At 48.1% G+C, this 24,892-nt stretch carries 22 protein-coding genes; 21 read left to right on the top strand and 1 reads right to left on the bottom strand.

All coding sequences use genetic code 11. The annotated features are described in order from the left end of the window. Window position 1 precedes the first annotated feature (1 nt). The 4 genes from nasC (at window position 2) to cobA (ending at window position 6,618) form a co-directional block, all read left to right on the top strand. Window positions 2–2,161 (top strand): assimilatory nitrate reductase catalytic subunit NasC, encoded by a 2,160-nt coding sequence (gene nasC, locus M1D90_RS19715; RefSeq protein ID WP_035337190.1) that lies wholly within the window; start codon window positions 2–4, stop codon window positions 2,159–2,161. A gap of 113 nt (window positions 2,162–2,274) precedes the next feature. Next, on the top strand, window positions 2,275–4,695 hold the full coding sequence (nirB, locus tag M1D90_RS19710; protein WP_023857922.1) for a nitrite reductase large subunit NirB: 2,421 nt from the start codon (window positions 2,275–2,277) through the stop codon (window positions 4,693–4,695). 30 nt (window positions 4,696–4,725) lie between these two features. Further along, the gene (gene nirD / locus M1D90_RS19705) at window positions 4,726–5,046 is read left to right on the top strand and encodes a nitrite reductase small subunit NirD (RefSeq protein ID WP_020450192.1); all 321 of its coding nucleotides are present in this window, start codon (window positions 4,726–4,728) and stop codon (window positions 5,044–5,046) included. Between the two features lie 111 nt (window positions 5,047–5,157). Further along, window positions 5,158–6,618, top strand: coding sequence for a uroporphyrinogen-III C-methyltransferase (gene cobA / locus M1D90_RS19700; protein ID WP_075213084.1), 1,461 nt, complete (start codon window positions 5,158–5,160; stop codon window positions 6,616–6,618). 25 nt (window positions 6,619–6,643) lie between these two features. Here cobA and M1D90_RS19695 read toward each other — a convergent pair whose 3' ends face one another. Then, window positions 6,644–7,324 carry a GntR family transcriptional regulator gene (locus tag M1D90_RS19695; protein ID WP_023857920.1) on the bottom strand — a complete coding sequence of 227 codons (681 nt, stop codon included), beginning with the start codon at window positions 7,322–7,324 and terminating at the stop codon, window positions 6,644–6,646. 227 nt (window positions 7,325–7,551) lie between these two features. Between M1D90_RS19695 and M1D90_RS19690 the strand changes: the two genes are divergently transcribed. The 17 genes from M1D90_RS19690 to M1D90_RS19610 all read left to right on the top strand — a co-directional run bounded on the left by M1D90_RS19690 (window position 7,552) and on the right by M1D90_RS19610 (window position 24,874). Beyond that, window positions 7,552–9,192 (top strand): SLC13 family permease, encoded by a 1,641-nt coding sequence (locus M1D90_RS19690; RefSeq protein WP_023857919.1) that lies wholly within the window; start codon window positions 7,552–7,554, stop codon window positions 9,190–9,192. 144 nt (window positions 9,193–9,336) lie between these two features. Next, window positions 9,337–9,732, top strand: coding sequence for a 3-hydroxyacyl-ACP dehydratase FabZ family protein (locus M1D90_RS19685; RefSeq protein WP_035337180.1), 396 nt, complete (start codon window positions 9,337–9,339; stop codon window positions 9,730–9,732). 15 nt (window positions 9,733–9,747) lie between these two features. Further along, window positions 9,748–10,212: a tRNA (N6-threonylcarbamoyladenosine(37)-N6)-methyltransferase TrmO gene (gene tsaA, locus M1D90_RS19680; RefSeq protein ID WP_023857917.1), complete on the top strand. Its 465-nt coding sequence runs from the start codon at window positions 9,748–9,750 to the stop codon at window positions 10,210–10,212. Window positions 10,213–10,382: 170 nt separating this feature from the next. Continuing rightward, window positions 10,383–12,434 carry a BglG family transcription antiterminator gene (locus tag M1D90_RS19675; RefSeq protein WP_456282996.1) on the top strand — a complete coding sequence of 684 codons (2,052 nt, stop codon included), beginning with the start codon at window positions 10,383–10,385 and terminating at the stop codon, window positions 12,432–12,434. Between the two features lie 16 nt (window positions 12,435–12,450). Beyond that, window positions 12,451–12,732: a PTS sugar transporter subunit IIB gene (locus M1D90_RS19670; protein WP_003179002.1), complete on the top strand. Its 282-nt coding sequence runs from the start codon at window positions 12,451–12,453 to the stop codon at window positions 12,730–12,732. Window positions 12,733–12,755: 23 nt separating this feature from the next. Continuing rightward, complete coding sequence (locus tag M1D90_RS19665) at window positions 12,756–14,129, top strand: PTS ascorbate transporter subunit IIC (RefSeq protein ID WP_039073217.1); 1,374 nt, start codon at window positions 12,756–12,758, stop codon at window positions 14,127–14,129. Between the two features lie 14 nt (window positions 14,130–14,143). Further along, window positions 14,144–14,986 carry a transketolase gene (locus M1D90_RS19660; protein WP_039073218.1) on the top strand — a complete coding sequence of 281 codons (843 nt, stop codon included), beginning with the start codon at window positions 14,144–14,146 and terminating at the stop codon, window positions 14,984–14,986. Then, on the top strand, window positions 14,983–15,936 hold the full coding sequence (locus M1D90_RS19655; RefSeq protein ID WP_456282995.1) for a transketolase family protein: 954 nt from the start codon (window positions 14,983–14,985) through the stop codon (window positions 15,934–15,936). Before M1D90_RS19660 ends, M1D90_RS19655 begins: the two co-directional genes overlap by 4 nt. Window positions 15,937–16,009: 73 nt before the next feature. After that, window positions 16,010–16,765 carry a Cof-type HAD-IIB family hydrolase gene (locus tag M1D90_RS19650; RefSeq protein ID WP_020450202.1) on the top strand — a complete coding sequence of 252 codons (756 nt, stop codon included), beginning with the start codon at window positions 16,010–16,012 and terminating at the stop codon, window positions 16,763–16,765. A 288-nt stretch (window positions 16,766–17,053) separates the two neighbouring features. Beyond that, window positions 17,054–17,815, top strand: coding sequence for a 5-oxoprolinase subunit PxpA (gene pxpA, locus M1D90_RS19645; protein WP_456282994.1), 762 nt, complete (start codon window positions 17,054–17,056; stop codon window positions 17,813–17,815). 24 nt (window positions 17,816–17,839) lie between these two features. Next, window positions 17,840–19,051, top strand: coding sequence for an NRAMP family divalent metal transporter (locus M1D90_RS19640; RefSeq protein ID WP_195537026.1), 1,212 nt, complete (start codon window positions 17,840–17,842; stop codon window positions 19,049–19,051). 23 nt (window positions 19,052–19,074) lie between these two features. Beyond that, complete coding sequence (locus M1D90_RS19635) at window positions 19,075–19,848, top strand: putative hydro-lyase (RefSeq protein ID WP_212110048.1); 774 nt, start codon at window positions 19,075–19,077, stop codon at window positions 19,846–19,848. Window positions 19,849–19,925: 77 nt separating this feature from the next. Further along, entirely contained in the window at window positions 19,926–20,660 is a 735-nt protein-coding gene (gene pxpB, locus M1D90_RS19630) for a 5-oxoprolinase subunit PxpB (protein WP_020450206.1), read from the top strand. Further along, window positions 20,657–21,670: a 5-oxoprolinase subunit C family protein gene (locus tag M1D90_RS19625; protein ID WP_105980722.1), complete on the top strand. Its 1,014-nt coding sequence runs from the start codon at window positions 20,657–20,659 to the stop codon at window positions 21,668–21,670. Before pxpB ends, M1D90_RS19625 begins: the two co-directional genes overlap by 4 nt. Before the next feature lie 31 nt (window positions 21,671–21,701). Continuing rightward, window positions 21,702–22,451, top strand: a complete 750-nt coding sequence (locus tag M1D90_RS19620) for an IclR family transcriptional regulator (RefSeq protein WP_023857908.1) — start codon at window positions 21,702–21,704, stop codon at window positions 22,449–22,451. An 88-nt stretch (window positions 22,452–22,539) separates the two neighbouring features. After that, window positions 22,540–23,178, top strand: coding sequence for a GDSL-type esterase/lipase family protein (locus tag M1D90_RS19615; protein WP_035337176.1), 639 nt, complete (start codon window positions 22,540–22,542; stop codon window positions 23,176–23,178). Between the two features lie 271 nt (window positions 23,179–23,449). Then, window positions 23,450–24,874, top strand: a complete 1,425-nt coding sequence (locus tag M1D90_RS19610; RefSeq protein WP_145930079.1) for a PTS mannitol transporter subunit IICB — start codon at window positions 23,450–23,452, stop codon at window positions 24,872–24,874. The last annotated feature ends 18 nt before the right edge of the window (window positions 24,875–24,892 follow it).

Genomic DNA, 24,892 nt, shown 5'->3' with positions numbered 1-24,892 from the left:
ATTGACAGAACGATTGCTAAAGTACTTTCGCACGAAGCAAAAAGAAGTGCAATCCGAAAAAACGTATGACACCCAATGTCCATTTTGCAGCATGCAGTGCAAAATGCAGCTCATTGAACAGACAATTGTGACAAGAAAAAAATACACGGCGGTCGGAAAAGACAATCCGACGACAAAAGGACGGCTGTGCATGAAAGGGATGAACGCCCACCAGCATGCCTTTCATTCGGAGAGGATCACCCATCCGCTGATCAAAAAAAACGGCGACTTCGTCCGTGTGACATGGGATGAAGCGCTTCAGTACATCAAAGAGCAAGTAACAGCGATCCAGCATGAAGATGGCCGCGATGCTTTGGGTGTATACGGCAGCGCGTCCATTACAAACGAAGAAGCGTATTTGCTGGGGAAGTTCGCCCGCGTCGCCTTGAAGACGAAGCATATTGACTACAACGGCAGGCTTTGCATGTCGGCGGCCGCTACAGCTGCAAATCAAACCTTTGGAATGGACCGGGGGCTGACAAATGCCCTTTCCGAGATCCCCCATGCAAGGGTCATCATCCTCGCAGGTACGAATATCGCAGAGTGCCAGCCGACGATCATGCCGTATTTTGAAGAAGCGAAGCAAAACGGGGCCTACATCATTGTCATCGATCCCCGCGAAACGGCAACGGCCAAGATCGCCGATCTGCATTTGAAAATCAAGCCGGGGACAGACGCCGCGCTCGCAAACGGTATGCTGAAAGTCATCATTGAAGGACAGCTGACAGACGGAGCTTTTCTCAGAGAGAGAGCTGAAGGTTTTGAAGAGGTCAAGCGCCATGTGGCGTCTTTATCACTTGAAGACATTTCGGCCAAAACCGGGATACAAATCGAGCAGATTAAAAAAGCTGCAGTAAAATTTGCCCGTGAGGAGACGGGAATGCTGTTCACGGCAAGAGGGGTTGAACAGCAAACGGACGGAACGGCTGCCGTCAGAAATTTACTGAATATTCTAATATCAACTGGGAAAATCGGCAAATTTGCTTGCGGCTACGGCGCCGTCACCGGACAAGGAAATGGGCAGGGGGCGCGGGAGCACGGCCAGAAAGCAGATCAGCTGCCAGGGTACCGGTCGATTGAAAACGAAGCTGACCGCGCTTATATTGCGGATGTTTGGGGCATAAAAGCTGAAGACCTTCCAGGAAAGGGTGTATCCGCCTATGAAATGATGGAGAAAGTTCATGAAGGCGAAATTACCGGGATGTTTTTAATGTGTTCAAACCCTGTTGTATCCAGTCCGAACGCAGGCTTTGTCAAATCCGCTTTGGGAAAATTAAAGTTTTTTGCCGCCGTTGATTTGTTTCTTTCTGAAACGGCTAGACTCGCGGACGTCATTCTCCCCGCATCATCCTATCTCGAGGACGAAGGAACGATGACCAATCTGGAAGGCAGAGTGACATTAAGGGAAGCCTCAAAACCGTGCCCCGGTGAAGCGAGGCATGACTGGCAAATGATTTGCGATATTGCTGCTGCGCTTGGAAAAGGCCGTTATTTCTCATATCGATCGGCAGAGGATGTTTTTAATGAATTAAGAAAAGCGAGCCGCGGCGGAATTGCCGACTATTCGGGCATCACTTATGAACGTCTGAGAAAGGAAGGCGGCATTTTATGGCCTTGTCCCGAACAGGGACACCCCGGGACACAGCGCCTGTTTGAATCATCCTTTGCCCACCCGGACAAAAAAGCGAAAATGTGCGTCGTCCCGAACGAACCAATGATCAAAAAAGATGAACCGACTGAAGAGTATCCCCTTTATCTGACGACCGGAAGGGTGATGTCTCATTATTTAACCGGAGTACAGACGAGAAGGAGCGCTGCACTCAAGGCCAGACACTTTGAATCATTTATGGAAATTCATCCGAAAACGGCGGAAAAATACAACATTAGCGACAGGGTGCTGGTCAGGGTGGAGTCAAAAAGAGGCAGCATCATTGTCAGGAGCAAATTATCGGAAGCCATCAGGCCGGATACCATTTTTGTGCCGATGCATTGGGCAGATTCGCAAAATGTGAACGATTTGATAGCGGAAACGCTCGATCCGTCTTGCAGAATGCCGGGATTTAAGGTTTGCTCCGTAAAAATTCGTCCGTCAGTTGACAATTATGTGAATAAATTGTCATAAAAAGTCATAAAAAGTTTACAAAATTAACTATAATTTGTGATAGTTTTAAAGATGTAAACAGAATACTTGTTTAGGGCGTATAGTGAATTGTTTTGAAAAAGGGGAGGATCATAGTGAAAAAAAAGCAGCTAGTCCTGGTAGGGAACGGTATGGCCGGGGTCAGGGCCGTTGAAGAAATTCTTAAAATTTCAAGCGAAGAGTTTCAGATCACGATTTTTGGAAACGAACCGCACCCAAACTATAACCGGATTCTTCTTTCCAAAGTGCTTCAAGGAGATACGGATGTTAAGGACATTACACTGAATGATTGGGATTGGTATGAAGAAAACGGGATTCAGCTGTATACGGGGGAAGAAGTCGTTAAAGTTGATCCGGAGTCCAAAACCGTCATCACGGATGCGGGAAGAGTCCAGCCGTATGATGAACTGATTTTGGCGACAGGTTCTCTCCCTTTTATTCTGCCATTGCCCGGAGCGGATAAAGAAGGTGTAACAGCATTCCGTGATATCAAGGATACGGATATCATGCTCGAAGCTTCCAAAACGTACAAAAAAGCAGCCGTTATCGGCGGCGGATTGCTGGGACTGGAAGCAGCGCGCGGACTTCTTAACCTTGGCATGGACGTTACCGTTATCCACCTCGCGCCATATTTGATGGAGCGTCAGCTTGATGCAACCGCAGGACGGCTTTTGCAAAAAGAGCTGGAGAAGCAGGGCATGAAATTTTTGCTGGAAAAGCAGACAGAAGAAATTTACGGAGAAACACGTGTCGAAGGCTTAAAATTCAAAGACGGCTCAATGCTTGAAGCCGATTTGGTCGTCATGGCGGTCGGAATCAAGCCGAACGTTCAGCTCGGCAAAGACTGCGGCCTTCCGGTAAACAGAGGAATCGTCGTCAATGATTACATGGAAACCGAAGTTCCCAACATTTATGCTGTCGGAGAATGTGCGGAACATAGAGGCATTGCCTACGGACTTGTCGCGCCTCTTTATGAACAGGCGAAAGTGCTTGCCAAAAAAATCTGCGGCGTTGAAACAGCTCCGTATGAAGGGTCTGTTTTATCAACCCAGCTGAAGGTTTCCGGTGTTGAGGTCTTTTCTGCCGGTGATTTTAATGAGGATGACGGAGAAGACAAAAAAGCGCTTAAAGTGTTTGACGAACAGGACGGAATCTACAAGAAAATCGTTCTGCGCGGCAATCAGGTGATCGGCGCCGTACTGTTCGGAGACAGCAGCGAAGGTAACAGGCTGTTTTCCATGATTCAAAAAGGAGCAGATATTTCAGATACTTCTAAAATTTCAATCTTGCAGCCTTTGAATCAGGAAGAAGGCATGAGCTTGACCGCTGCGATGAGCGACGATGAGATCGTATGCGGCTGTAACGGCGTTTCGAAAGGAATGATCATTCAGGCGATCAAAGAGCAGGGCTGCACATCGACGGATGAAATTAAAGCCTGCACAGGCGCATCACGTTCTTGCGGAGGATGTAAGCCGCTTGTCGCTGAGATTCTTCAGCATACGCTCGGCTCAGAGTTTGATGCTTCAGCACAAAAAGAAGCGATTTGCGGATGTACGGACCTGTCAAGAGACGAAATCGTGGCCGAAATCAGAGAAAAAGGGCTGACCCATACGAAAGAAGTCATGAACGTGCTCGGCTGGAAAACGGCGGAAGGCTGTTCCAAATGCCGCCCTGCGCTTAACTACTACCTCGGCATGATCAATCCGAAGGAATATGAAGATGAAAGAGAATCCCGCTTCGTCAATGAACGGATGCACGCCAACATTCAAAAAGACGGCACATATTCAGTTGTACCGCGGATGTACGGCGGGGTTACCAATTCGAATGATTTGCGGCGCATCGCTGATGTCGTCGACAAATATGAAATTCCGCTAGTGAAAATGACCGGCGGCCAGCGGATCGACCTGATCGGCGTCAAAAAAGAAGATCTTCCGAAAGTATGGGCTGATCTTGACATGCCTTCAGGATTTGCTTACGGAAAAACGCTCAGAACCGTAAAAACGTGTGTCGGCGAACAGTTCTGCCGCTTCGGCACGCAAGACTCAATGGCCCTCGGAATTGACCTTGAGAAAAAATTTGAAGGGCTCTACACGCCTCACAAAATTAAAATGGCGGTTTCCGCTTGTCCGAGAAACTGCGCTGAATCCGGCATTAAAGATATCGGCGTCGTCGGCATCGACGGTGGCTGGGAAATTTACGTCGGCGGAAACGGAGGCACGCATTTGCGCGCAGGCGATCTGTTAATGAAAGTCAAAACGGCTGAAGAAGTCATCGAAATCACAGGCGCGTATCTCCAATACTATCGTGAAACAGCCAACTATTTAGAACGGACATCTGCTTGGATCGAACGTGTCGGCTTGTCCCACGTCCAATCCGTATTGAATGATAAAGAAAAACGCAAAGAGCTGAATGACCGCATCAATCAAGCGCTGTCTGTCCATAAAGACCCGTGGAAAGACTTTTTGGAAGACGAAAAGACAACAAAACAGCTATTCGAAAATGTTGTCACTTCTTAAAATGAGAAATCAACTTGAGGAGGAATTCACATGGTGAACAAGAACTTAACAAAGGTGTTTGTTTCGAAGATCGGGGATTTGCCGAATCAGCTTGGGAAGACAGTGCTTATCGAGGACAAGGAAATCGCGGTATTCAAGCTTTCAAACGGCAATGTCCGCGCGATTGAAAACCGCTGCCCCCACAAAGGGGGCGTTCTTGCCGAAGGAATGGTAAGCGGCAAATTCGTCTTCTGTCCGATGCACGACTGGAAGATCAGCCTTGAAGACGGCAAAGTCCAAGAGCCTGATACAGGGTGTGTTCAGACATACGAAACGGTCGTTGAAGGCGAAGATTTGTATATCGTTTATTAAACGGCTCAAAGACATGTATTGTCAAAAGCCTCAAGGGTCGCTGAATGTGCTCCCTCTTTATTAAAAAAACAAACGCGTTCACAGAATTGGCAGATGGAAGGATGACAGTTGATGGGGAATGGGAAAGTATATTTTGTCGGGGCCGGACCGGGCGATTCAGGATTGATCACATTAAAAGGAAGAAAGCTGATCGAGGCGGCGGATGTCATATTGTATGACAGGCTCGTCAATTCCCGGCTGCTTGAGCATGCAAAAGCATCATGTGAATTTGTCTACTGCGGCAAGCTCCCGGACCGCCATTATATGAAACAAAGTGAAATCAATGCACTGCTCATTGAAAAGGGGCTGAAAGGCCTCAAAGTGGTCCGGCTGAAAGGAGGAGACCCGAGCGTGTTCGGCAGAGTCGGAGAAGAAGCGGCAGCCGTCAGCGAACACGGCATCCCGTACGAAATGGTGCCCGGCATTACATCGGGAATCGCCGCGCCTCTTTATGCCGGACTGCCTGTGACCCACCGCGATTTCGCTTCATCCTTTGCCGTTGTCACCGCCCATGATAAATCGGGCAAACCGGAAATGAATTGGGAAGGGCTGGCCAAAGGCGTCCAAACCCTCGTCTTTTACATGGGGATCAAAAACCTTGGTTATATATGCGAGCAGCTGATGAAACACGGCAAGTCTCCCCTTGTTCCCGCGATGGTCATCCAATGGGGCACATGGGGCCGGCAGCGGAGCGTTAAAGGGACATTGCAGAATATCAGGGAAAAAATAACCGAGCATCAAATTAAAAATCCCGCGATCATCGTCATCGGCGACATCGTATCATTCAGGCAGAACAGCTGGTTTGAAGAAAAGCCTTTGATCGGGCTGAACATGATGGCGGTCAAAAGCTGTGAAGAAGAACGAGTCCCGGTGGAGACGCTTCGTGAACAAGGCGCTGAAGTTGTTGAATGGCCGAAATGGAAATCACTCGAAACGGTGCCTGACGATACAGTTTTAGAGCGAATTGCTTCTTTTGACAGCCTGCTGTTCACCTCAAGTGCGTCACTGCGCAGATTTTTCAGCCGGCTTGCCGCTTTGAAGATCGATGTCAGGGAAATGCGCGGCCGGCTCTACGCTTCAGATCTGCATGTAAAAGCAGCTCTTGAAGAACGGGGATTTTCCGCTTTTCTGCAGGCGGAAATGCCGGTTTCGGACAGCTGTTTGCTGATCGGCAGCCGGGAAGCCGTGCAAAATCAACCGCACTCCGGTTGTGAGGTATTGATTACACATGACAGGATGATCGACAGCCGCTTTACATCGATCATTAAACGGGAGATCGAGGAGTTTCCTGTTGATATCGTGATCTTTGCGAATCGAACATGCGTCGAGCTGTTCGTAAACGAGGCTGAGACAATCGGCCTCCATCCGGAAAAAACGGCTGCCCGTCTGCAGGCGGTCTGCCTCACGGAAGAAGCGGGGAAGAAGGCTGCAGCCGCAGGGTTTCAGCGCGTTCATATTGTGAATGAACGCGACCGCCTTCCTGATATCATCAAAGGGATCAACCGCACAGCCGAATTTGTCTGCCAGAACTGAAAAAAGCAGGGGTAACCCTGCTTTTTTAGCGTGCGGAACTGCTTCCGAACAACACCTCTTTTAAATAGCAAAGGTCTGCCTCTATATGCTTCCTCATTGATTCGGCAGCCTTGGCGTCATTTCTGTCCTGCATGTGACGCAGAATCTCCTCGTGCTGATTGATGATGTCAAGGGTGCGCGCCGGTTTTTCAAGGTTTTTGCTCCGATAGAAAAAGGTCAGCGACCGCAAATCAAGCAGCTGTTTTTGCAGGCGTTCGTTTTCGCTCGTTTCGATGATGACATCATGAAATTGCGTATTTAGGCGAAGAAGTGCATTGGCCGACTCCGGACTTTGGGTTTCCTGGTGCTTACGCGCTTCAGAGAGCGTTTCGGAAATGAGCTCCAGTGTTGCATTTGAAGCAAGGCGGGTTGCCAATGAAACGGCCAGGGATTCGAGCGCCTGGCGGCATTGGTATATTTCTTCAAGGTCTTTGATTGTCGGTTCATAAACTGTAATTTTTGATTTATCATCTATCGATAATAATCCTTCTTGTTCAAGTGTCCGAATCGCCTCCCTGACGGGGCTGCGGCTCACTTGCAGCTCCTTGGCGATTTTGGATTCGTAGATCCGTTCGCCGGGTCGATATCCTCCTTTAATAATCATATCTTTTAAATAATGATGGACTTGATCATGATAAGAGACTGCACGTTGTATGGAAAACTTCACGCTGTTCACCTCGTTTATTTTTCACTGCGGAAATCACTAATAGTCTAGCAAAAAGAGAGAAATACCATCAACCTAAAATTACCATAATATTGAGTATTTTGTGACAAAAAAGTGTTGACTGCCATTAGCTGTCCGTTATAATTAAGTTATAACTGTCGACAGTCGGCAGCTTACTTTTTATTTACTATTGTAAGCGCTTTATCGATAGAGGGGAAGGGGGATTTTTGATGAAATCAAGCGTTGTGTCAGCATGGGATATGCTTTGGAGATCACACCGGGAAGCAAAGAGGCTGCTTTTGTTCGCCATGCCTGTCAGGGCGGGAAAAGATGCTGATTTAAAGATCAAGTCGGAGCAAACCATGAAGGAAGAAAAGCCGCCGAGCTATAAAACGCCTCAGAAAATCGGACTGCTGCTAGGTCCTGCATTGTTTTTCGCCGTCCTTTTGTTCTTTTTTCCCGAGGGTCTGAGCCATGAAGGAAGAATGGTATTGGCGACCACGTTGTGGGTTGCGGTATGGTGGATTACGGAAGCTGTTCCGATTCCGGCTGCATCATTGCTGCCGATCGTGCTGCTTCCGCTGACCGGGGCGCTGGAAGGGGCAGCTGTCACGTCAAGCTACGGCGATCCAATCGTTTTTTTATTTTTAGGAGGCTTTTTGATTGCACTTGCGATGGAGCGCTGGAATCTTCATAAACGGATCGCGCTTAATATCATTTCTGTAGTGGGAACGAGCACGTCAAGGATCGTCCTCGGGTTTATGGCGGCCACAGGGTTTTTGTCCATGTGGGTCTCAAATACGGCCGCGGTGATGATGATGCTTCCGATTGGAACCGCTATCATTCATCAGGTATCAGCCGTCATGAAATCTGAAAGAAAAGATTTAGCCGGAGAAGAAGCGAAATTTTCAAAAGCGCTGATCTTCAGCATCGGGTATGCGGGGACGATCGGCGGACTCGGTACGCTAATCGGCACACCGCCGAACATTATTTTGGCGGCCAATATTAAGAAGCTGTACGGAGTTGAAGTGTCTTTCGGTGGTTGGATGGCTTTTGCCGTTCCGGTCGTTGTCATTTTGCTTGTAGCGGTATGGCTGTACTTGACGAAAGTGGCGCATCCGATCAAGATGAAGGAGCTTCCGGGCGGAAAAGAATTGATTCTCGAAGAAAAAAGAAAGCTCGGAAAGATGAGCTTTGAAGAAACAATGGTTCTGCTTGTCTTCGGGTTTGCCGCGTTTATGTGGGTGACAAGGACATTTTTATGGGATGATAAAATACCCGGTATTGACGATACAATGATTGCGATATTCGCAGCTTCATTGCTCTTCTTGATCCCTTCGCTCAATAAAGGGGGCAGGGTATTGGACTGGTCGGTTTCGAAGGACTTGCCGTGGGGGATTCTCCTTTTATTCGGAGGAGGCTTGGCGCTCGCGACCGGTTTTAAAGAAACGGGTCTCGCCGAGTGGATCGGCGGAAGGCTTACGGTATTGGATGGATTTAACTTTGTGGTCATTGTTGTTATCTCAGCGGCATTGGTTCTCTTTTTGACGGAGATTACGTCGAATACGGCTACGGCGACTATGATTCTGCCTGTACTGGCCTCGCTCGCTTTAGCGCTGAATGTTCACCCGTACGCATTAATGGTGCCTGCTGCAATGGCGGCAAACTGCGCCTTCATGTTGCCGGTCGGCACGCCGCCGAATGCAATTATTTTCGCATCGGGAAAATTGAAGATCAGCGAGATGGTTCGAACCGGCTTTGTTATTAATATTTTCACACTGATTTTAATCGTCGGAGCTGTGTTCTACATTCTGCCGAATTTATGGGGAGTGGATCTAACCGTCTTCCCGGACAATCTGAAATCGAATTGATGAAGCAAAGCCGGGGGCTTAGACCCCGGCTTTTTGTCATGGTGGAATGTTTGAGCGTTCAGCAGCTTCATTCTGTGTCATCGCGTTAAATAAAAGAGAAAAAAATGAAACTGCGGTATAATCATGTAAAAAAGGATGATCAGCGTGAACAATTCTCTACTGCCGCATCGATACCCGTTTCTATTCATTGACCGTGTTGTTGAGAGCGAGCCGGGAAAATGGGTGAAAGGATATAAATTCATAACGGAAAACGACTGGTTTATTACGGAAAACCAAAAGGAAATGCCATTTTCCATTATCATTGAAGCGCTGGCTCAAACCGCTGCATTTACTGCGCTCAAAGACCCGGATGAGATCGGCTTTCTGTCTTCGGTGAAAAAAGCTGAATACACCGGCAAGGTCTTTGTGGGAGACAAACTTGATCTTTATTTTGAAGTTTCCCGCTTTAAAAGAGGGTTTTTATTCGGCAACGGAACCGCCTCAGTAAACGGAAAACCGGCAGCGAAAGCGGAGATCGGGATTTTTATGGAAGCGAAGTGAAAGCGGGGGATAAAATTGATAGAATTAAAGCCTGTCGCGTTTGTGAAAAACTTGCGGACTGTGCCGCAGGATGATCATTGGGGCGATGTGATTTCTGAAATTAATTTGGCTGAAGATATTCATCCGGACGCTTTAAAAGGGATCGAAGCATTTTCTCATTTGGACATTATCTTTTACTTTCATCAAGTAAAAGAGGATCAAATACAATATCAGGCGAGGCGCCCGAGAAACAATCAAAACTATCCTGAGACAGGCATTTTCGCCCAACGGGGAAAAAACAGGCCCAACAGGCTCGGTGCAACCGTTGTGACACTCCTTGAAAAATCCGGGAGCAAGCTTGTAGTGAAAGGGTTGGATGCGATTGACGGGACACCTGTAATCGATATCAAACCGGTAATGAAAGAGTTTCTTCCGAAAGGACAAATCATACAGCCGAAGTGGTCGGAAGATTTGATGAAAGTATATTGGCATGACAGCTGATTGATAGAAAAAAACCTCTCAACACCTTTTGAGAGGTTTTTTCATGCTTGTACGATAAAAAAGAAGGATATCAGACCAATCTTGAAGATCGGAAGTCCCATGAATTGTACCCAATCGGCAAACAAAATGAAAACGCTTTATTATATGATGGCAATAAGGGGGGCGCAAAAATGATCAACGAGAAACGTCCGGCTCAATTGCTTCAATATTTGCTGCGTGTCAGAGAAGCGACCATGCATCAGCTGATTGATCATTTTCAATTATCAAAACGGCAAATCTGCTATGACCTGGACAAAATCAATCATTGGCTGACCGGCAAGCAGCTGCCTGAAATCGAATATAAAAGAAAAAACCGGCTGGCCGTTCCGGAAAAATTGCTTGAATTGCGGTTCTCCGAAGCCTGTTCAGACATCGGCCGCTCGTTTATTTTTACACAGGAAGAGCGGATCAAAGCCTTGTACATGTTCCTGTTTGTCCGCAGGGAGCCGATTTCATCCGCTCATCTCACACAGTTATTGCAGGTCAGCAAAAATACGGTCATGAATGATGTGAAAAAAGCGAATGAGACGCTGGCTCCGTTTTTGGTGGCGATCAGATATACAAGACAGCGCGGCTATCATTTAATAGGAAGCGAGTTTGATAAAAGAGTTCCTGTCATGCACCACCTTTCTTATTTTCTGCAAAAGCCTTACGGCAAAGAAATCCTTCATTATATTTTAAAAGTTTCCGGCTCGTGCGATCACACACAACAAGAAACGAAAAGAGCGGTTGAACTTGTCTCGAAAGAATACAGGATTCAACTCGTTGAAGAAAGGCTCAATGAATTTGTTTACTTTCTGATGATGTATTCGATCAGAGTGGCCGAAGGAAAAATTGTTCGTTTTCACCAGGAGGAGGGGGAGCTTTTAAAGCAAAGTCCGCTGAAAAACGCAGCCGTAAGGCTTGTGAATGAACTTCGGATTCCCGTCTATGAAACCGAACTTTGCTACATTTTGATCCAGCTGCTCGGGCTTTCATTTGGACAACAGCCGGCGCATGATCCGCTTTATCAGCTGTGTGAAAAGCTTGTGTTTGAATTTGAATCAAGAGCATGCATCACATTTCAGAGGAGGCGCGAGGTGGCGGAATCTCTTTATCGGCACTTGAAGCCGGCATATTTCAGAATGAAATACCGCATTCCGATTCACAATCCCCTGCTCAGCAAGATTAAGAAAGAGCACAAAGAACTGTTTACCATCGTTCAAAAGCTGATGCGGCACCTTGAAGCGCTGCTGAACAAACCGGTTCCAGAAGAAGAAATCGGCTTTATCACGATTCACTTTGGTGCATTGCTTGAGCAGCCGGTACAGTCCGGATCATCGAAAAAGACAGCTGTCGTCATTTGCCCGAGCGGTGTCAGCTCATCCTTGATGGTCAGGCGCCAGCTTGAATCGCTATTTTCAGAGATTGTCGTTGAGAAGGCGATGTCTTTGCAGGCATTCACACCTGACGTCTTTGACCGTTATGATGCCGTGTTTTCCACCGTTGAGCTTAAAACCAAAAAGCGATACTACATGGTCGGGCCGCTGATGACGCCCGCTGAAAAAAGCAGGCTTGTCAATGAAGTGTATCAGGAACTGTTCGGCGTGAAGCAAAAGGAGCTTTTGACAGACGAATTTCTTCACATCCTCAAGAAGCACGCCAAAATCATAGACGAAAAAGGCCTAAGAGAAGCATTGAAAAATATTATATTTATTCAAAAAGTGACGGAAACAAGGGGGAAACGACCAGTGCTGAAAGATCTGCTGACAGATGAAACCATTCAAATGGCTGACCAAATCAAAAGCTGGGAAGAAGCGATTCAAACAGCGGCAAAACCTTTGCTTGATAAGGAGGTGATCTTGAAAGAATACACAGATGCCATGATCGACAATGTCAAAAAGATGGGACCTTATATGATCATCGGCCCCGAGATTGCCGTTCCTCATGCAAGACCTGAAAAAGGCGTCCGAAAGGTGGGAATGAGTCTCCTGAAACTGAAGGAGCCGGTCTATTTTTTGGATGATGAACAGTATCCGGTAAGGCTTTTGTTTTGCATTGCGGCGGTTGACCATACGACACATCTGAAGGCGCTTTCCCAACTGACCCGGCTTCTCAGCAGTAAAGAAAATCAGGACTCCTTAAAGGAAACCGAGTCGTTGGATCATATCAAACGTTTAATCGAAGCCTATTCATCCAATTAAAAACAGGAGGGATAACATGAAGATATTGGCAGTTTGTGGATCAGGACTTGGAAGCAGTTTTATGCTGGAAATGAATATTAAAGATATTTTGCAGGAAATGGGGTTAATGGAGATCGAGGTGGATCATTCGGATTTGAGCTCAGCGTCTCCTGATCAAGCGGATTTGTTTGTCGTTGCCAAAGATATCGCGGAAGGAGCAGCCCACCTGCGGGATATCGTCGTGCTTGAAAGCATTATAGACATGGATGAACTGAAAACAAAACTGGTTAAAACATTGCAGGAAAAAGGAGTGCTTTAATCACAGAAAAGGAGGAACTGCAAATGGGTGAAAGAGCGCTAAAGCTGATGATGGATGTGTTAAGCCAGCCGGCTGTATTAATTGCAGCCATTTCTTTTATCGGTCTTCTGCTTCAAAAAAAGCCGGCCAATGAAATCGTGAAAGGGACGACGAAATCGTTTTTAGGTTTTATCGTGATTTCAGCCGGGGCGGGTATTCTTGTTGGTTCGCTTGAGCCGTTCGGAAAGATGTTTCAAGCCGCCTTTCATGTGAACGGCGTCGTTCCGAACAATGAAGCGATTGTCGCGATGGCGCTCAACGAATACGGGACGGCGACAGCGCTGATTATGTTTTTCGGGATGCTGTCCAACATCTTAATCGCCCGTTTTACCAGATTAAAATACATTTTTTTGACGGGCCATCACACATTGTATATGGCTTGTTTAATCGCCGTCATACTGGCGGTGGCGGGTTTGAAGGGTCCGTTTTTGATCGGCGTCGGAGCGGTTTCGCTCGGCTTGACAATGAGTGTGTTTCCGGCGATGGTTCAGCCTTTTATGAAAAAGATAACCGGCAATGATAAGGTCGCGTTCGGCCACTTTTCTTCAATCGGTTACGCTGTGTCCGGGTTAATCGGCAAAGCAGCAGGCAAGGGCTCGCGCTCGACTGAAAAAATCCGGTTTCCGAAGGGCCTCGGATTTTTAAGGGACAGTTCTGTCAGCATTGCGCTCACCATGACCATCTTGTACGTTTTGATTGCCTTATTTGCAGGGGCGGGCTATGTGGAGCGCGAGTTGAGCGACGGTACACATTACCTTGTCTTCTCCGTTATTCAAGCGGTCACATTTGCGGCAGGGGTGTTTATTATTCTTTCGGGAGTCAGACTCGTGCTCGCAGAGATCGTTCCGGCTTTTAAAGGCATATCTGACAAACTTGTGCCGGATTCCAAGCCGGCGCTGGATTGTCCGATCATTTTTCCGTACGCACCAAACGCCGTACTAATCGGCTTTTTTTGCAGCTTCATTGGCGGCATCACCGGCATGTTGATTCTCGGAGCAGCCGGAGCCGTCATCGTTCTTCCCGGAGTGGTTCCCCACTTTTTCACAGGGGCCTCGGCCGGCGTCTTCGGAAACGCTGCAGGGGGGATACGGGGAGCGGTCTTGGGGTCTTTTGTCAACGGTCTGATCATTACGTTTTTCCCTGTGTTTCTGCTGCCGGTCATGGGTGATTTAGGCTTTGCCAATACGACATTTTCCGATACCGACTTTGCCGCGACAGGAATCGTGCTTGGGCATGCGTTGAAACTGCTGGGGGCAGGAGGAGTTGTAATTGGAATTGCAGCGGTAGTGGCCGGTGCGGTCTTACTGGGCTTTAAACGCGGAAAGGCGGGGAAGTCCGATCATAAAGCTGAAGCATAAAGGAGTGGGCAATGATGTCAGTGAAGGAAATCAATATGGAACGTTTTCGTGACCAAATCAGGCTGCTGACACTGAAACAGCTTCATCACCTCGGTTTTGGGCATTATGGAGGCAGCTTGTCAATCGCCGATGTGTTAGCCGTTTTATATGGAAAGGTGATGAAAATAGATCCCGCCAATCCGTCGTGGGAAGATCGGGACTTTTTTATCCTTTCAAAAGGGCACGGCGGCCCCGCCTTGTATGCAGCGCTTCATCTTACCGGCTATTTTGAAGAAGATGTGCTCTATACGCTAAACCAAAACGGCACGGCTCTTCCGTCGCATCCTGACCGGAATTTAACACCGGGAGTCGATATGACGACCGGGTCGCTTGGCCAGGGGATCTCGGCTGCGGCAGGAGTCGCACTGTCGCACAAGCTTTCAGGACGCACTAACCGGACCTTTGTTATTGTCGGCGACGGGGAGCTGAATGAAGGTCAATGTTGGGAAGCGATCCAATTCGCGGCACACCATAAGCTCCACAATTTTTATGTGTTTGTGGATGATAATAAACAACAGCTGGACGGTCCGACTAAAGATATTATTGATCCGCTGGATTTTGTCAGCAAATTTTCAGCCTTCGGTTTTTATTCCGAAAGGGTAAACGGACATGAACCGGATGCGATTTATCAAGCGATCAAAAGAGGAGAAGCCCAGCGGGAAAGGCCGGTTGCCGTCATCCTTGATACGGTGAAGGGAAAAGGCATCCCTTATTTTGAAAATATGGAGAACAGCCACCACATTAGAGCGAATGATGAACAAAATCGCATAATCGAAAAGATCATGATAACGCTTGAAGAAAAGGAAGTGAGGGCATGAATGAGGCGGCAGCAAATGTCAAGCTGGATGCAGTCGAAATGAGGCAGGCATACAGCTCGGCCGTTTATGAACTGGCTCAGGAAAACGCGGACATCGTGGCGTTGGAAGCGGATTTGATGAGCTCGATTTCCATGGACAAAATTAAACGGCGCATTCCCGAGAGAGTGATCAATTGCGGGGTTATGGAAGCCAATATGATAGGGATTGCGGCCGGGCTTTCGTTAACCGGAAGAATCCCGTTTGTTCACACGTTCGCCCAGTTTGCGACAAGACGCTGCTTTGATCAGCTGTTTGTTTCAGGTGCCTATGCCAAAAAAAACATCAAGATTCTCGGTTCAGATTCGGGAATTACGGCTGAACATAACGGCGGAACACACATGGCCTTTGAAGATTTGGGACTCGCCCGGCTAATCCCGAATGCCTTTGTTTATGAAGCGAGCGATGCAGCAATGCTCCAATTTTTGATCAAAAAGGCTGCGGCAGAGTACGGCATTCACTATATCAGGACGATCAGAAAAAAGGCGGTCAGACTTTATGATGAACATGAAACATTTGCAGACGGAAAAGCAAAAGTTCTCAAAGACGGCAGCGATGCGGCGCTGTTTGCCAGCGGCATCATGGTCGCAGAAGCTTTGCGGGCGGCAGAACTGCTAAAAGAAAAAGGGATCGATGCAGCGGTCATCGATATGTATTGCATCAAGCCGATCGATCAAGAAACCGTGATTCGCTACGCACAAAAAACGAATGCGATTGTCACGGCAGAAAACCATAATGTCATAGGCGGATTGGGAAGCGCAGTCGCGGAAGTGCTGAGTGAACATCATCCCGCTCCGCTCAAGAGAATCGGGGTTCATGAAGCCTTCGGACAGGTCGGGACGATCGATTATTTGAAAAAATATTACCGTTTGACCGCAGAGCATATCGCACGGGCGGCGGAACAGCTCGTTTAAGATTTCTTTGTCCTGGCCGATTTTTATATTAGAATAGATAAAAGCCTAAAAAAAGTGAGGTATCTTAAATATCGTGTCAGTCAGTCAAAGAGATCGAATCGATGTGAAGCTAGTAGCTCTGGATATGGATGGAACACTATTAAATGATGAACAGACCATTTCTGATGAAAACAGAAATGCGATTAAAGAAGCAGAGGAAAAAGGGATTTATGTCGTGCTCAGTACCGGCCGCACGCTGATGACGTGCCGGGAGTTGGCGGAGTCGCTCGAACTGTCTTCTTTTTTGATCACGGCAAACGGCAGTGAAATTTGGGATTCGTCTTTCAACCTGGTCGAGCGTCAGCTGCTTCATCCCGATCATGTCCAAATGATGTGGGATTTGCGAAATCTGCACAACACCGATTTCTGGGCCGCCAGCGTCGATAAAGTGTGGAGAGGCGAGTTTCCTGAGGATATTCAGGCGTATGAATGGCTGAAATTCGGCTTTGATATTCCGGATGACGACGTCAGAAACCGGGTCCTGGAAGAGCTGAAAAAGAACAAAGAATTGGAAGTCAGCAATTCAAGCCCGACCAATATTGAAGTCAACGCCATCGGGATCAATAAAGCGGCCGCTTTGGCAAAAGTATGCGAGCGCCTCGGCTTTACGATGGAACACGTGATGGCGGTCGGAGACAGTTTAAATGATATCGCCATGATCAAAGAAGCGGGTTTAGGCGTTGCCATGGGGAACGCCCAGGAAATCGTCAAAGAAACCGCAGACTGGATCACGGATTCCAATATCGAACACGGAGTCGCAAAAGCGATCAGGCATTGGGTATTGTCCTAGCCGAAAAAAGAGCCGATTTACGGCTCTTTTTTTTGTGCAAAATAAAAAATATTCATGGACTGAAGCAAGTTGAAAAAACCTTGTGAAATCAGGTTTTTCAGCTAAAACTTTTTAGGAAAAATGATTTATTTTATGTGAGGTTTTCTAACAATATGATGCCAAGCGGGCAAATCCTTGATATAATCTATTCAAGTTTGATTATTCGGAATTAAGGTTCCGAAAATCGGAACAAAACGAGGGATATACTAAAATTCGACCGAATGTGCATCAATATATAGGGGGGATTTGATGAATCAAGTTGATTTAAACTGCGATCTTGGAGAAAGCTTCGGCGCTTATAAAATCGGGCTCGATGAGGAGATTCTCGAATTTGTTACATCAGCCAACATCGCTTGCGGATTTCATGCCGGAGACCCTGGCGTCATGAGCAAAACCGTCAAAATGGCGGCGGAAAAAGGCGTGAAAATCGGCGCGCATCCGGGACTTCCCGATTTAGCGGGATTCGGGCGCCGCAATATGGCGATTACGCCTGAAGAAGCATACGATCTTGTCGTGTATCAAATCGGTGCGCTTTCAGGATTTTTAAAGGCCGAAGGTGTGACCATGCAGCATGTGAAACCCCATGGCGCACTGTATAATATGGCGGCGCAAAGCCGGGAACTGTCGGATGCGATCGCGCGTGCAGTTTATCAAACAGACCCGGAACTGATTTTATTCGGTTTGGCGGGAAGCGAACTTGTGCTTGCCGGTGAAAGAGCCGGTTTGAAAACGGCTCACGAAGTGTTCGCCGACCGTACATATCAGGAAGACGGAACGCTGACTTCCCGCCGCCAGAATGATGCGCTGATTCATGATGATGATGAAGCCGTCGGTCAGGTGATCCGCATGGTCAAAGAAGGCAAAGTCCGCAGCCTGCAAGGAACGGATGTCAGCCTTAAAGCAGATACGGTGTGCATTCACGGAGATGGTGCACACGCGCTTCAGTTTGCGAAAAAAATCCGCCGTGAACTCAGAGCAGCAGATATTAAAATACAAGCTTTTTCTACATGATGTTGACAAAAGGAGGAATACCATTTGAAACAAAATAAAAAAACAAAAGCGTCATCAAGCAACTGGACGTTGCTTTTGGGCGCCGCTTTTTTAATGGCCACATCCTCAATCGGGCCGGGATTTTTAACGCAAACCACAGTCTTTACACAGAGCTTGGCTGCAAGCTTCGGCTTTGTCATCCTCGTTTCCATCATTTTAGATATCTTCGTTCAAACCAATGTATGGAGAATCATTGCGGTTTCTGAAAAAAGAGGGCAGGAAATCGCCAACCTCGTCTTTCCGGGACTCGGCTATGTCATCGCCTTTCTCGTCGTTCTGGGCGGGCTTGCTTTCAACATCGGCAATATCGGAGGCGCCGGTCTCGGCCTCCAGGTTTTATTCGGCATTACACCGCAGACGGGTGCGATCATCAGCGCCGCGATCGCGGTTTTGATCTTTGTCATTAAAGAAGCGGGAAAAGCGATGGACCGGTTTACGCTGATCGCGGGCTTTGTCATGATTTTATTAGTGGTGTACGTTGCGATTACGACCGGTCCTCCGGTTGGAGAAGCAGTAACAAAAACGATCATGCCTGATAATATCGACATTCTTGCGATTGTGACGCTTGTCGGCGGCACGGTCGGCGGATACATTACATTTGCCGGCGGACACCGTTTGCTTGATGCGGGTGTTAAAGGGAGGGCTGCGATTCCTGAAGTAACGAAAAGCTCTGTTTCCGGCATTTTGATCACATCTGTCATGAGAATTGCGCTTTTCCTTGCTGTACTTGGAGTCGTCTCAAAAGGCCTGCACATTAATCCGGATAACCCGCCGGCTTCTGTCTTCCAGCTTGCTGCGGGAAATATCGGCTACAAAATCTTCGGTCTCGTCATGTGGGGAGCTGCTGTTACATCTGTAATCGGCGCTGCTTATACGTCCGTATCTTTCTTTAAAACGTTTTCTCCGAAAATTGAAAAGAATTCGCGCGGCATTATTATTGTCTTTATTATCGTATCAACGATTTGCTTTGTAACAATTGGTAAGCCGGTCAACCTTCTCGTGCTTGCCGGCGCATTAAACGGTTTAATCTTACCGATCGCACTCGGATCCCTTTTGATCGGCGCGTATAAGAAGAATATCGTCGGCGACTACAGGCATCCGATCTGGCTTACAATTCCGGGTATTCTGGTCGTTATTGTCATGGCGGCCATGGGAGGCTATACGTTAATCAATGAAATTCCTAAGTTATGGGGATGATATCGTTGCGTCATGTAAATGAAATGTGCCCTGACGAAGTCAGGGCCCTGATTCGAAAAGGCGAAATAACGGGTCCGACAGCCGGGATGGCCGGGGGTTTTACCCAGGCAAACCTGGTGATTTTGAAAAAAGAGCTCGCTTTTGAGTTTTTGCTGTTTTGCCAGCGCAATCAAAAGCCGTGTCCGATTCTCGATGTCACAGATCCCGGATCTCCGGTTCCGTCCATCACGGCGCCGGATGCCGATATCCGCACCGATTTTCCGAAATACCGCGTATACAGGCGCGGCGAATTGGCGGATGAAGTGACCGATATCCATTCTTTATGGGAAAACGACATGGTCGGTTTTTTAATCGGCTGCAGCTTTACGTTTGAACAAGCGTTAATCAATAACGGAATCCCTGTCAGACACATTGAAGAAAAGCGAAATGTTCCGATGTATCAAACGAATATTCCTTGTGTCCCGGCAGGCCGTTTTCAAGGGCCGATGGTTGTCAGTATGAGGCCGGTTCCGGAAGAGCAGGCGGTGCGTGCCGTTCAGGTTACATCAAGGTTTCCCGCTGTTCACGGAGGACCTGTCCATATCGGCAGTCCTGAAGCCATCGGTATAACAGACATCGCAAAACCCGATTTCGGCGATGCGGTCACGATAAAAAAAGGGGAAGTTCCGGTATTTTGGGCATGCGGCGTCACCCCTCAGGCCGTCGCCATGCACGTAAAGCCGGAGCTGATGATCACGCATTCGCCCGGCCATATGCTGGTTACCGATGTTCGGGACGAACAATTTGGCGTGTTATAGGATCTAAAAAATCAATACAGAGTGGTTTATCTGTATTGATTTTTGATTTAAGGGGATGAAAGGCAAGGTGAAACAGAATGAAAAATCTATCGAATGTGACAATGTCTCCGCTCGGCGACTCCGCGGTTATCATTCAGCTCGGAGAGGGGATAAGCGAACAGACGCATCGTGTCGTCAGTGCACTGACAAAGCGGATTGAAAACGATCCGTTTCCCGGTTTTATTGAGTGTGTGCCGGCTTTCACGAGTGTGACCGTTTTCTATCAGCCGTTTGAAGTATACCGCAAGATGGAGAGCGGCAAGGCTGTTGATTCTCCGTATGAAAAGGTAAAAGCCCTCATCGAACATCATCTCCAAGAGCTCACAATGGAAGAAGAAACAAATCAGCGTACGGTGGAAATTCCGGTTTGTTACGGCGGCCGTTTCGGCCCTGATTTGGAGGAAGTGGCCGACATCAACGGACTGACTGCACAGGAAGTCATCGATATTCACACCTCGGGTGAGTACCTCGTTTATATGATCGGCTTTGCGCCGGGCTTCCCTTACTTAGGCGGAATGTCTGAAAAGATAGCCGCGCCGCGGCGGTCCTCTCCGCGGACTTCGATTCCCGCCGGCTCCGTGGGAATCGCCGGCATGCAAACAGGCGTCTATCCCCTTTCAACGCCGGGCGGCTGGCAGCTGATCGGCAATACGCCGCTTGAATTATTCAAGCCTTATGAACAGCCTCCGAGCCTTCTGAGAGCAGGGGATATCGTGAAATTTGTCAGCGTGACAGAAGAGGAGTATCACGCGCTGAAGGAGGGAAAATCTTGAGCATAGAAGTGTTAAAGCCGGGTCTGATGACGACGGTTCAAGACTTGGGCCGCGCAGGTTTTCAAAAATACGGCGTGCTTGTCAGCGGGGCCATGGATGCCGATTCTTTGCGGATTGCCAATCTCCTCGCGGGGAACAGCCAGAACGAAGCTGCACTTGAAGTGACGCTGATGGGACCGGGGCCGTCTCTCCGCTTTCAAAAACCGGCTCTTATAGCGGTGACGGGCGCTGACTTTTCACTGATGGTAAATGACGAAGAAGTCCCGCTTTGGCGTCCGGTTTTCATCAAAGAAGGCAGTGTGCTGACATTCGGCATGTGCAAGCGCGGCAGCCGTGCATACATGGCGGTGGCCGGAGGGATTGATGTGCCGCCTGTGATGGAAAGCAAAAGCACATATGTCAGAGCAGGGCTCGGCGGCTTTCAAGGAAGGGCGCTTCAAAAGGGAGACGTGTTATCACTAGGCAGCCCGGCGCCGTTGTCGGAAGCGATGTATAGAAAGCTTGCAGACCATGGCGATGGCTTAGGCTTTGGGGCTCCGAAGTGGGCTGTCGACCGCAAATATTTTCTCCCGTTAAAAAAGAATCCGGTCATTCGTGTCATCAAAGGCGATCAGTTCGCTTGCTTCACCTCATCATCGCAAGAACGCTTTTTCGCGGATACATTCCGGGTGACGGCCAAATCCGACCGGATGGGGTACCGTCTTCAAGGAGAAGCGCTCGAACTCACTCAGCCGCTGGAAATGATCTCTGAAGCGGTATCGTTCGGAACGATTCAGGTGCCGCCTGACGGCAATCCGATCGTTCTTCTCGCAGACAGACAGACAGCGGGCGGATATCCGAGAATCGCCCATATCGTATCCGCCGATTTTTCACAGGTGACGCAGATGATGCCGGGCGAGCAGGTACAGTTTCAGCTTGTCAGCCTTCAGGAAGCAGAGCGCATTTACATCGAACGGGAGACGAAAATCAGCGAACTTTCCGCCCGATTGAAGCTTGAATACATGTTATGATAGGTGTGATGTGTATCAGGAGGGGGAAGGCATGGAACATAAAAACAAAACAGTTGTCAAAGCTATGACCCTGCTCAATCTGTTCCTGACGAGAGAAAGGCTCTCACTGGGCGACATGATTGAGCTGACAGGCATGCCGAAAACATCTGTCTACCGCATGGTTTGTTCTCTCGAAGAAATGGGTTTTCTCGACCGTGACGAGAACGGGATGTATGCTTTAGGACTGCTGTTTTTGCAATACGGCCACCTTGTTTCAGAAAGGCTTGATATCCGAAAAATCGCTCTGCCTATCATGGAAGAACTCCGCGATGACGTGGATGAAGCCGTCCATTTGATCGTGAGGCAGGGAAATGAAGCGATGTATATAGAAAAAATTGAGGGCACGCAGACCGTTCGCCTCTATACAGCGATCGGGAGGCGGTCCCCTTTATATGCCGGAGCCTGCGCAAGAAGCATTCTGACATTTTTGCCTGAAGAAGAGCGGGATGCCTATATCAAGAAAACAGAGCTGGTGCCGATCGCTTCCGGTACGATCCGGGATAAGAACGAGCTGATCCGCATTTTGAATGAGTCGTACCGGAGCGGCTGCACGGTCAGTCATTCGGAGCTCGAAGACTACACCTCTGCGATCGCCGCGCCGATTTTCAATCATAAGCGCGAAGTCGCGGCGGGGATCAGCATCGCCGGGTTTGAAGCCCGCTTTCAGAAAGACCGTCTTCCTTATTTGACCGAAAGAGTGAAAAAGGCGGCGCTTGACATTTCGAGAAAGTTAGGTTTTTAGGAAAAAAGAAAAGTATCCTTTCGAGCCTCTCCCGAGTACATATATGGTAGCTGCCGCGAAAAAACGGCATACCGGAGGGGGAAAGGATATGACGCTTCAATATACGGCTCTCGGCGATTCTCTAACCGTCGGGGTCGGTGCAGGTTTGTTTGAGCCGGGGTTTGTCCAGCGCTATAAAAGGAAAATGGAAGAGGATTTGAACGAATGCGTTTCTTTGCTTGTATTTGCGAAATCGGGTCTTGAAACGTCGGACATTCTGGCGATGCTGAACGAGCCGTTCATCATGGAACAGGTCAAAAAAGCGGACGTCATCACGATAACGGGCTGCGGCAATGACCTTCTGCAATCGCTGGAGATATATGAAAAAGAAAAGGATGAACACGTCTTTTTGGAAGCTTCCTCACACTGTCAGAAAAACTACTCAGGCATGCTTGAGAAAATCGGAGACATAAAGGGAGACAAAGATACGCGTTACCTCGTCCGTCTTCTCAATTTATACAACCCTTTTCCGTCGATCGAATTAGCGGACAAATGGATTTCCGGCTTTAACAGGCATTTAAAACAGCTCGAGTCCGCTCCGCAAATCAAGGTGATCGATACTTATGCTGTCTTTAAAGGACACGAACAAGAATATTTGTCAATTGACCGCGTACATCCAAACAGCAGAGGGTATGAAGCGATGGCGGAAAATTTGCGAGCGTCGGGCTACGGGCCGCTGAAAAGCTGAATATGATGAAGAAAGACCATTCCAATCAGGAATGGTCTTTTTTTATGCAATTCTTCAGCGCGCCTTTATTTTCCTCGAGTCGGCCGCGGCAGCCGAAACCAGACTAAAAAATGAAACTATTAAATTTTGTCACACGGCTCCTGCCAAAGTGCCGTTTTCTTTCAATTGAGCAGTCATCTGTAAGCGTTTTAATATAAAGACAAGGAGCCGACATTATTCGACATCATTTTTTTATCACAGGCTTTAAAGGACAACAAAGGAGGGTTATGAAATGGAAGAAAGACAAAATCCAGATTTCAAAGTAAAGATTCAACGTTTCGGAAGCTATTTGAGCGGAATGATCATGCCGAATATCGGTGCATTTATCGCATGGGGGATCATTACCGCCCTGTTTATTCCGACGGGATGGATGCCGAATGAGGCGCTTGCTTCATTGGTTGATCCGATGATCAAATTTCTGCTGCCGCTCTTGATCGGATACACGGGCGGTAAGATGGTGTACGACCACCGCGGAGGCGTCGTCGGTGCGACTGCAGCGATGGGTGTTATTGTCGGTGCGGACATTCCGATGTTCCTCGGCGCGATGATCATGGGGCCGCTGGGCGGCTTCCTGATGAAATTGACGGACAGGCTTTTCAAAGATAAGGTCCGTTCCGGATTTGAAATGCTGATCAACAACTTTACAGCCGGAATTCTCGGTTTCATTTTGGCAGTGCTCGGCTTTCTTGCGATCGGTCCGGTGGTGCTCGGCTTGAACAAAACATTGGCGGCCGGCGTGGAAGTGATCGTCAATGCGAATCTGCTTCCATTGGCAAGTATTTTTGTAGAGCCTGCGAAAGTTCTTTTCCTTAACAATGCGATTAACCACGGTATTTTGAGCCCGATTGGTATTGAACAGGCCGCCCAGACAGGAAAATCGATTTTATTCCTTTTGGAGGCGAACCCAGGTCCGGGTCTCGGGATTCTTTTAGCTTACATGATTTTTGGAAAAGGCACATCAAAGCAGACCGCCCCGGGCGCTGCAGTGATTCACTTCCTTGGTGGGATTCACGAAATTTATTTCCCTTACATTCTGATGAAACCGCTGTTAATCCTGGCTGCAATAGCGGGCGGAGCGAGCGGTGTGCTGACATTCTCCATCTTTAATGCGGGGCTGGCGGCTGTTCCTTCACCGGGAAGCATTATTGCGGTGCTGGCGATGACGCCGAAAGGCAACCACATCGGTGTGATCCTTGGTGTTCTCGTCGCGGCAGCCGTTTCATTCATTGTAGCTTCTTTGATTTTGAAAACGTCTAAAGCCGGCGAAGAAGATTTAACAGCCGCAGCGGAAAAAATGCAGCAAATGAAAGGTAAGAAGAGCCAAGCCGTTTCTGCATTGACTTCGGCTGATGAAGCGGAAGAATCAGAGGCAACTTATGAAAATGTCGGCAAGATCATTTTCGCGTGTGATGCCGGAATGGGCTCCAGTGCGATGGGGGCATCGATTTTGAAAAACAAAGTCAAAAAAGCAGAACTCGATATCGACGTATCCAATACATCGATCAATAATCTGCCTGGAGATGCCGACATCGTCATTACGCATAAAGACTTAACGGAACGCGCAAAAGCGAAGCTTCCAAACGCTAGACACATATCAGTGGAAAATTTCCTTAACAGTCCAAAATACGATGAACTGATCAATCAGCTTAAAAAGTAAAGTTTGAGAATCCGTGAG

The sequence above is a fragment of the Bacillus sp. JZ34 genome, from assembly GCF_053903205.1.
Note: the sequence above shows the minus strand (reverse complement) of the source record. Positions and strands in the feature narration are given on the sequence as shown.

Excerpts from the sequence above, each read along its gene's own strand:
- nirD (WP_020450192.1), top strand. The coding sequence starts at position 4,726 with ATGGTGAACAAGAACTTAACAAAGGTGTTTGTTTCGAAGATCGGGGAT.
- cobA (WP_075213084.1), top strand. The coding sequence starts at position 5,158 with ATGGGGAATGGGAAAGTATATTTTGTCGGGGCCGGACCGGGCGATTCA.
- M1D90_RS19690 (WP_023857919.1), top strand. The coding sequence starts at position 7,552 with ATGAAATCAAGCGTTGTGTCAGCATGGGATATGCTTTGGAGATCACAC.
- M1D90_RS19675 (WP_456282996.1), top strand. The coding sequence starts at position 10,383 with ATGATCAACGAGAAACGTCCGGCTCAATTGCTTCAATATTTGCTGCGT.
- M1D90_RS19670 (WP_003179002.1), top strand. The coding sequence starts at position 12,451 with ATGAAGATATTGGCAGTTTGTGGATCAGGACTTGGAAGCAGTTTTATG.
- M1D90_RS19665 (WP_039073217.1), top strand. The coding sequence starts at position 12,756 with ATGGGTGAAAGAGCGCTAAAGCTGATGATGGATGTGTTAAGCCAGCCG.
- M1D90_RS19660 (WP_039073218.1), top strand. The coding sequence starts at position 14,144 with ATGTCAGTGAAGGAAATCAATATGGAACGTTTTCGTGACCAAATCAGG.
- M1D90_RS19655 (WP_456282995.1), top strand. The coding sequence starts at position 14,983 with ATGAATGAGGCGGCAGCAAATGTCAAGCTGGATGCAGTCGAAATGAGG.
- pxpA (WP_456282994.1), top strand. The coding sequence starts at position 17,054 with ATGAATCAAGTTGATTTAAACTGCGATCTTGGAGAAAGCTTCGGCGCT.
- M1D90_RS19635 (WP_212110048.1), top strand. The coding sequence starts at position 19,075 with ATGTGCCCTGACGAAGTCAGGGCCCTGATTCGAAAAGGCGAAATAACG.
- pxpB (WP_020450206.1), top strand. The coding sequence starts at position 19,926 with ATGAAAAATCTATCGAATGTGACAATGTCTCCGCTCGGCGACTCCGCG.
- M1D90_RS19620 (WP_023857908.1), top strand. The coding sequence starts at position 21,702 with ATGGAACATAAAAACAAAACAGTTGTCAAAGCTATGACCCTGCTCAAT.
- M1D90_RS19615 (WP_035337176.1), top strand. The coding sequence starts at position 22,540 with ATGACGCTTCAATATACGGCTCTCGGCGATTCTCTAACCGTCGGGGTC.
- M1D90_RS19610 (WP_145930079.1), top strand. The coding sequence starts at position 23,450 with ATGGAAGAAAGACAAAATCCAGATTTCAAAGTAAAGATTCAACGTTTC.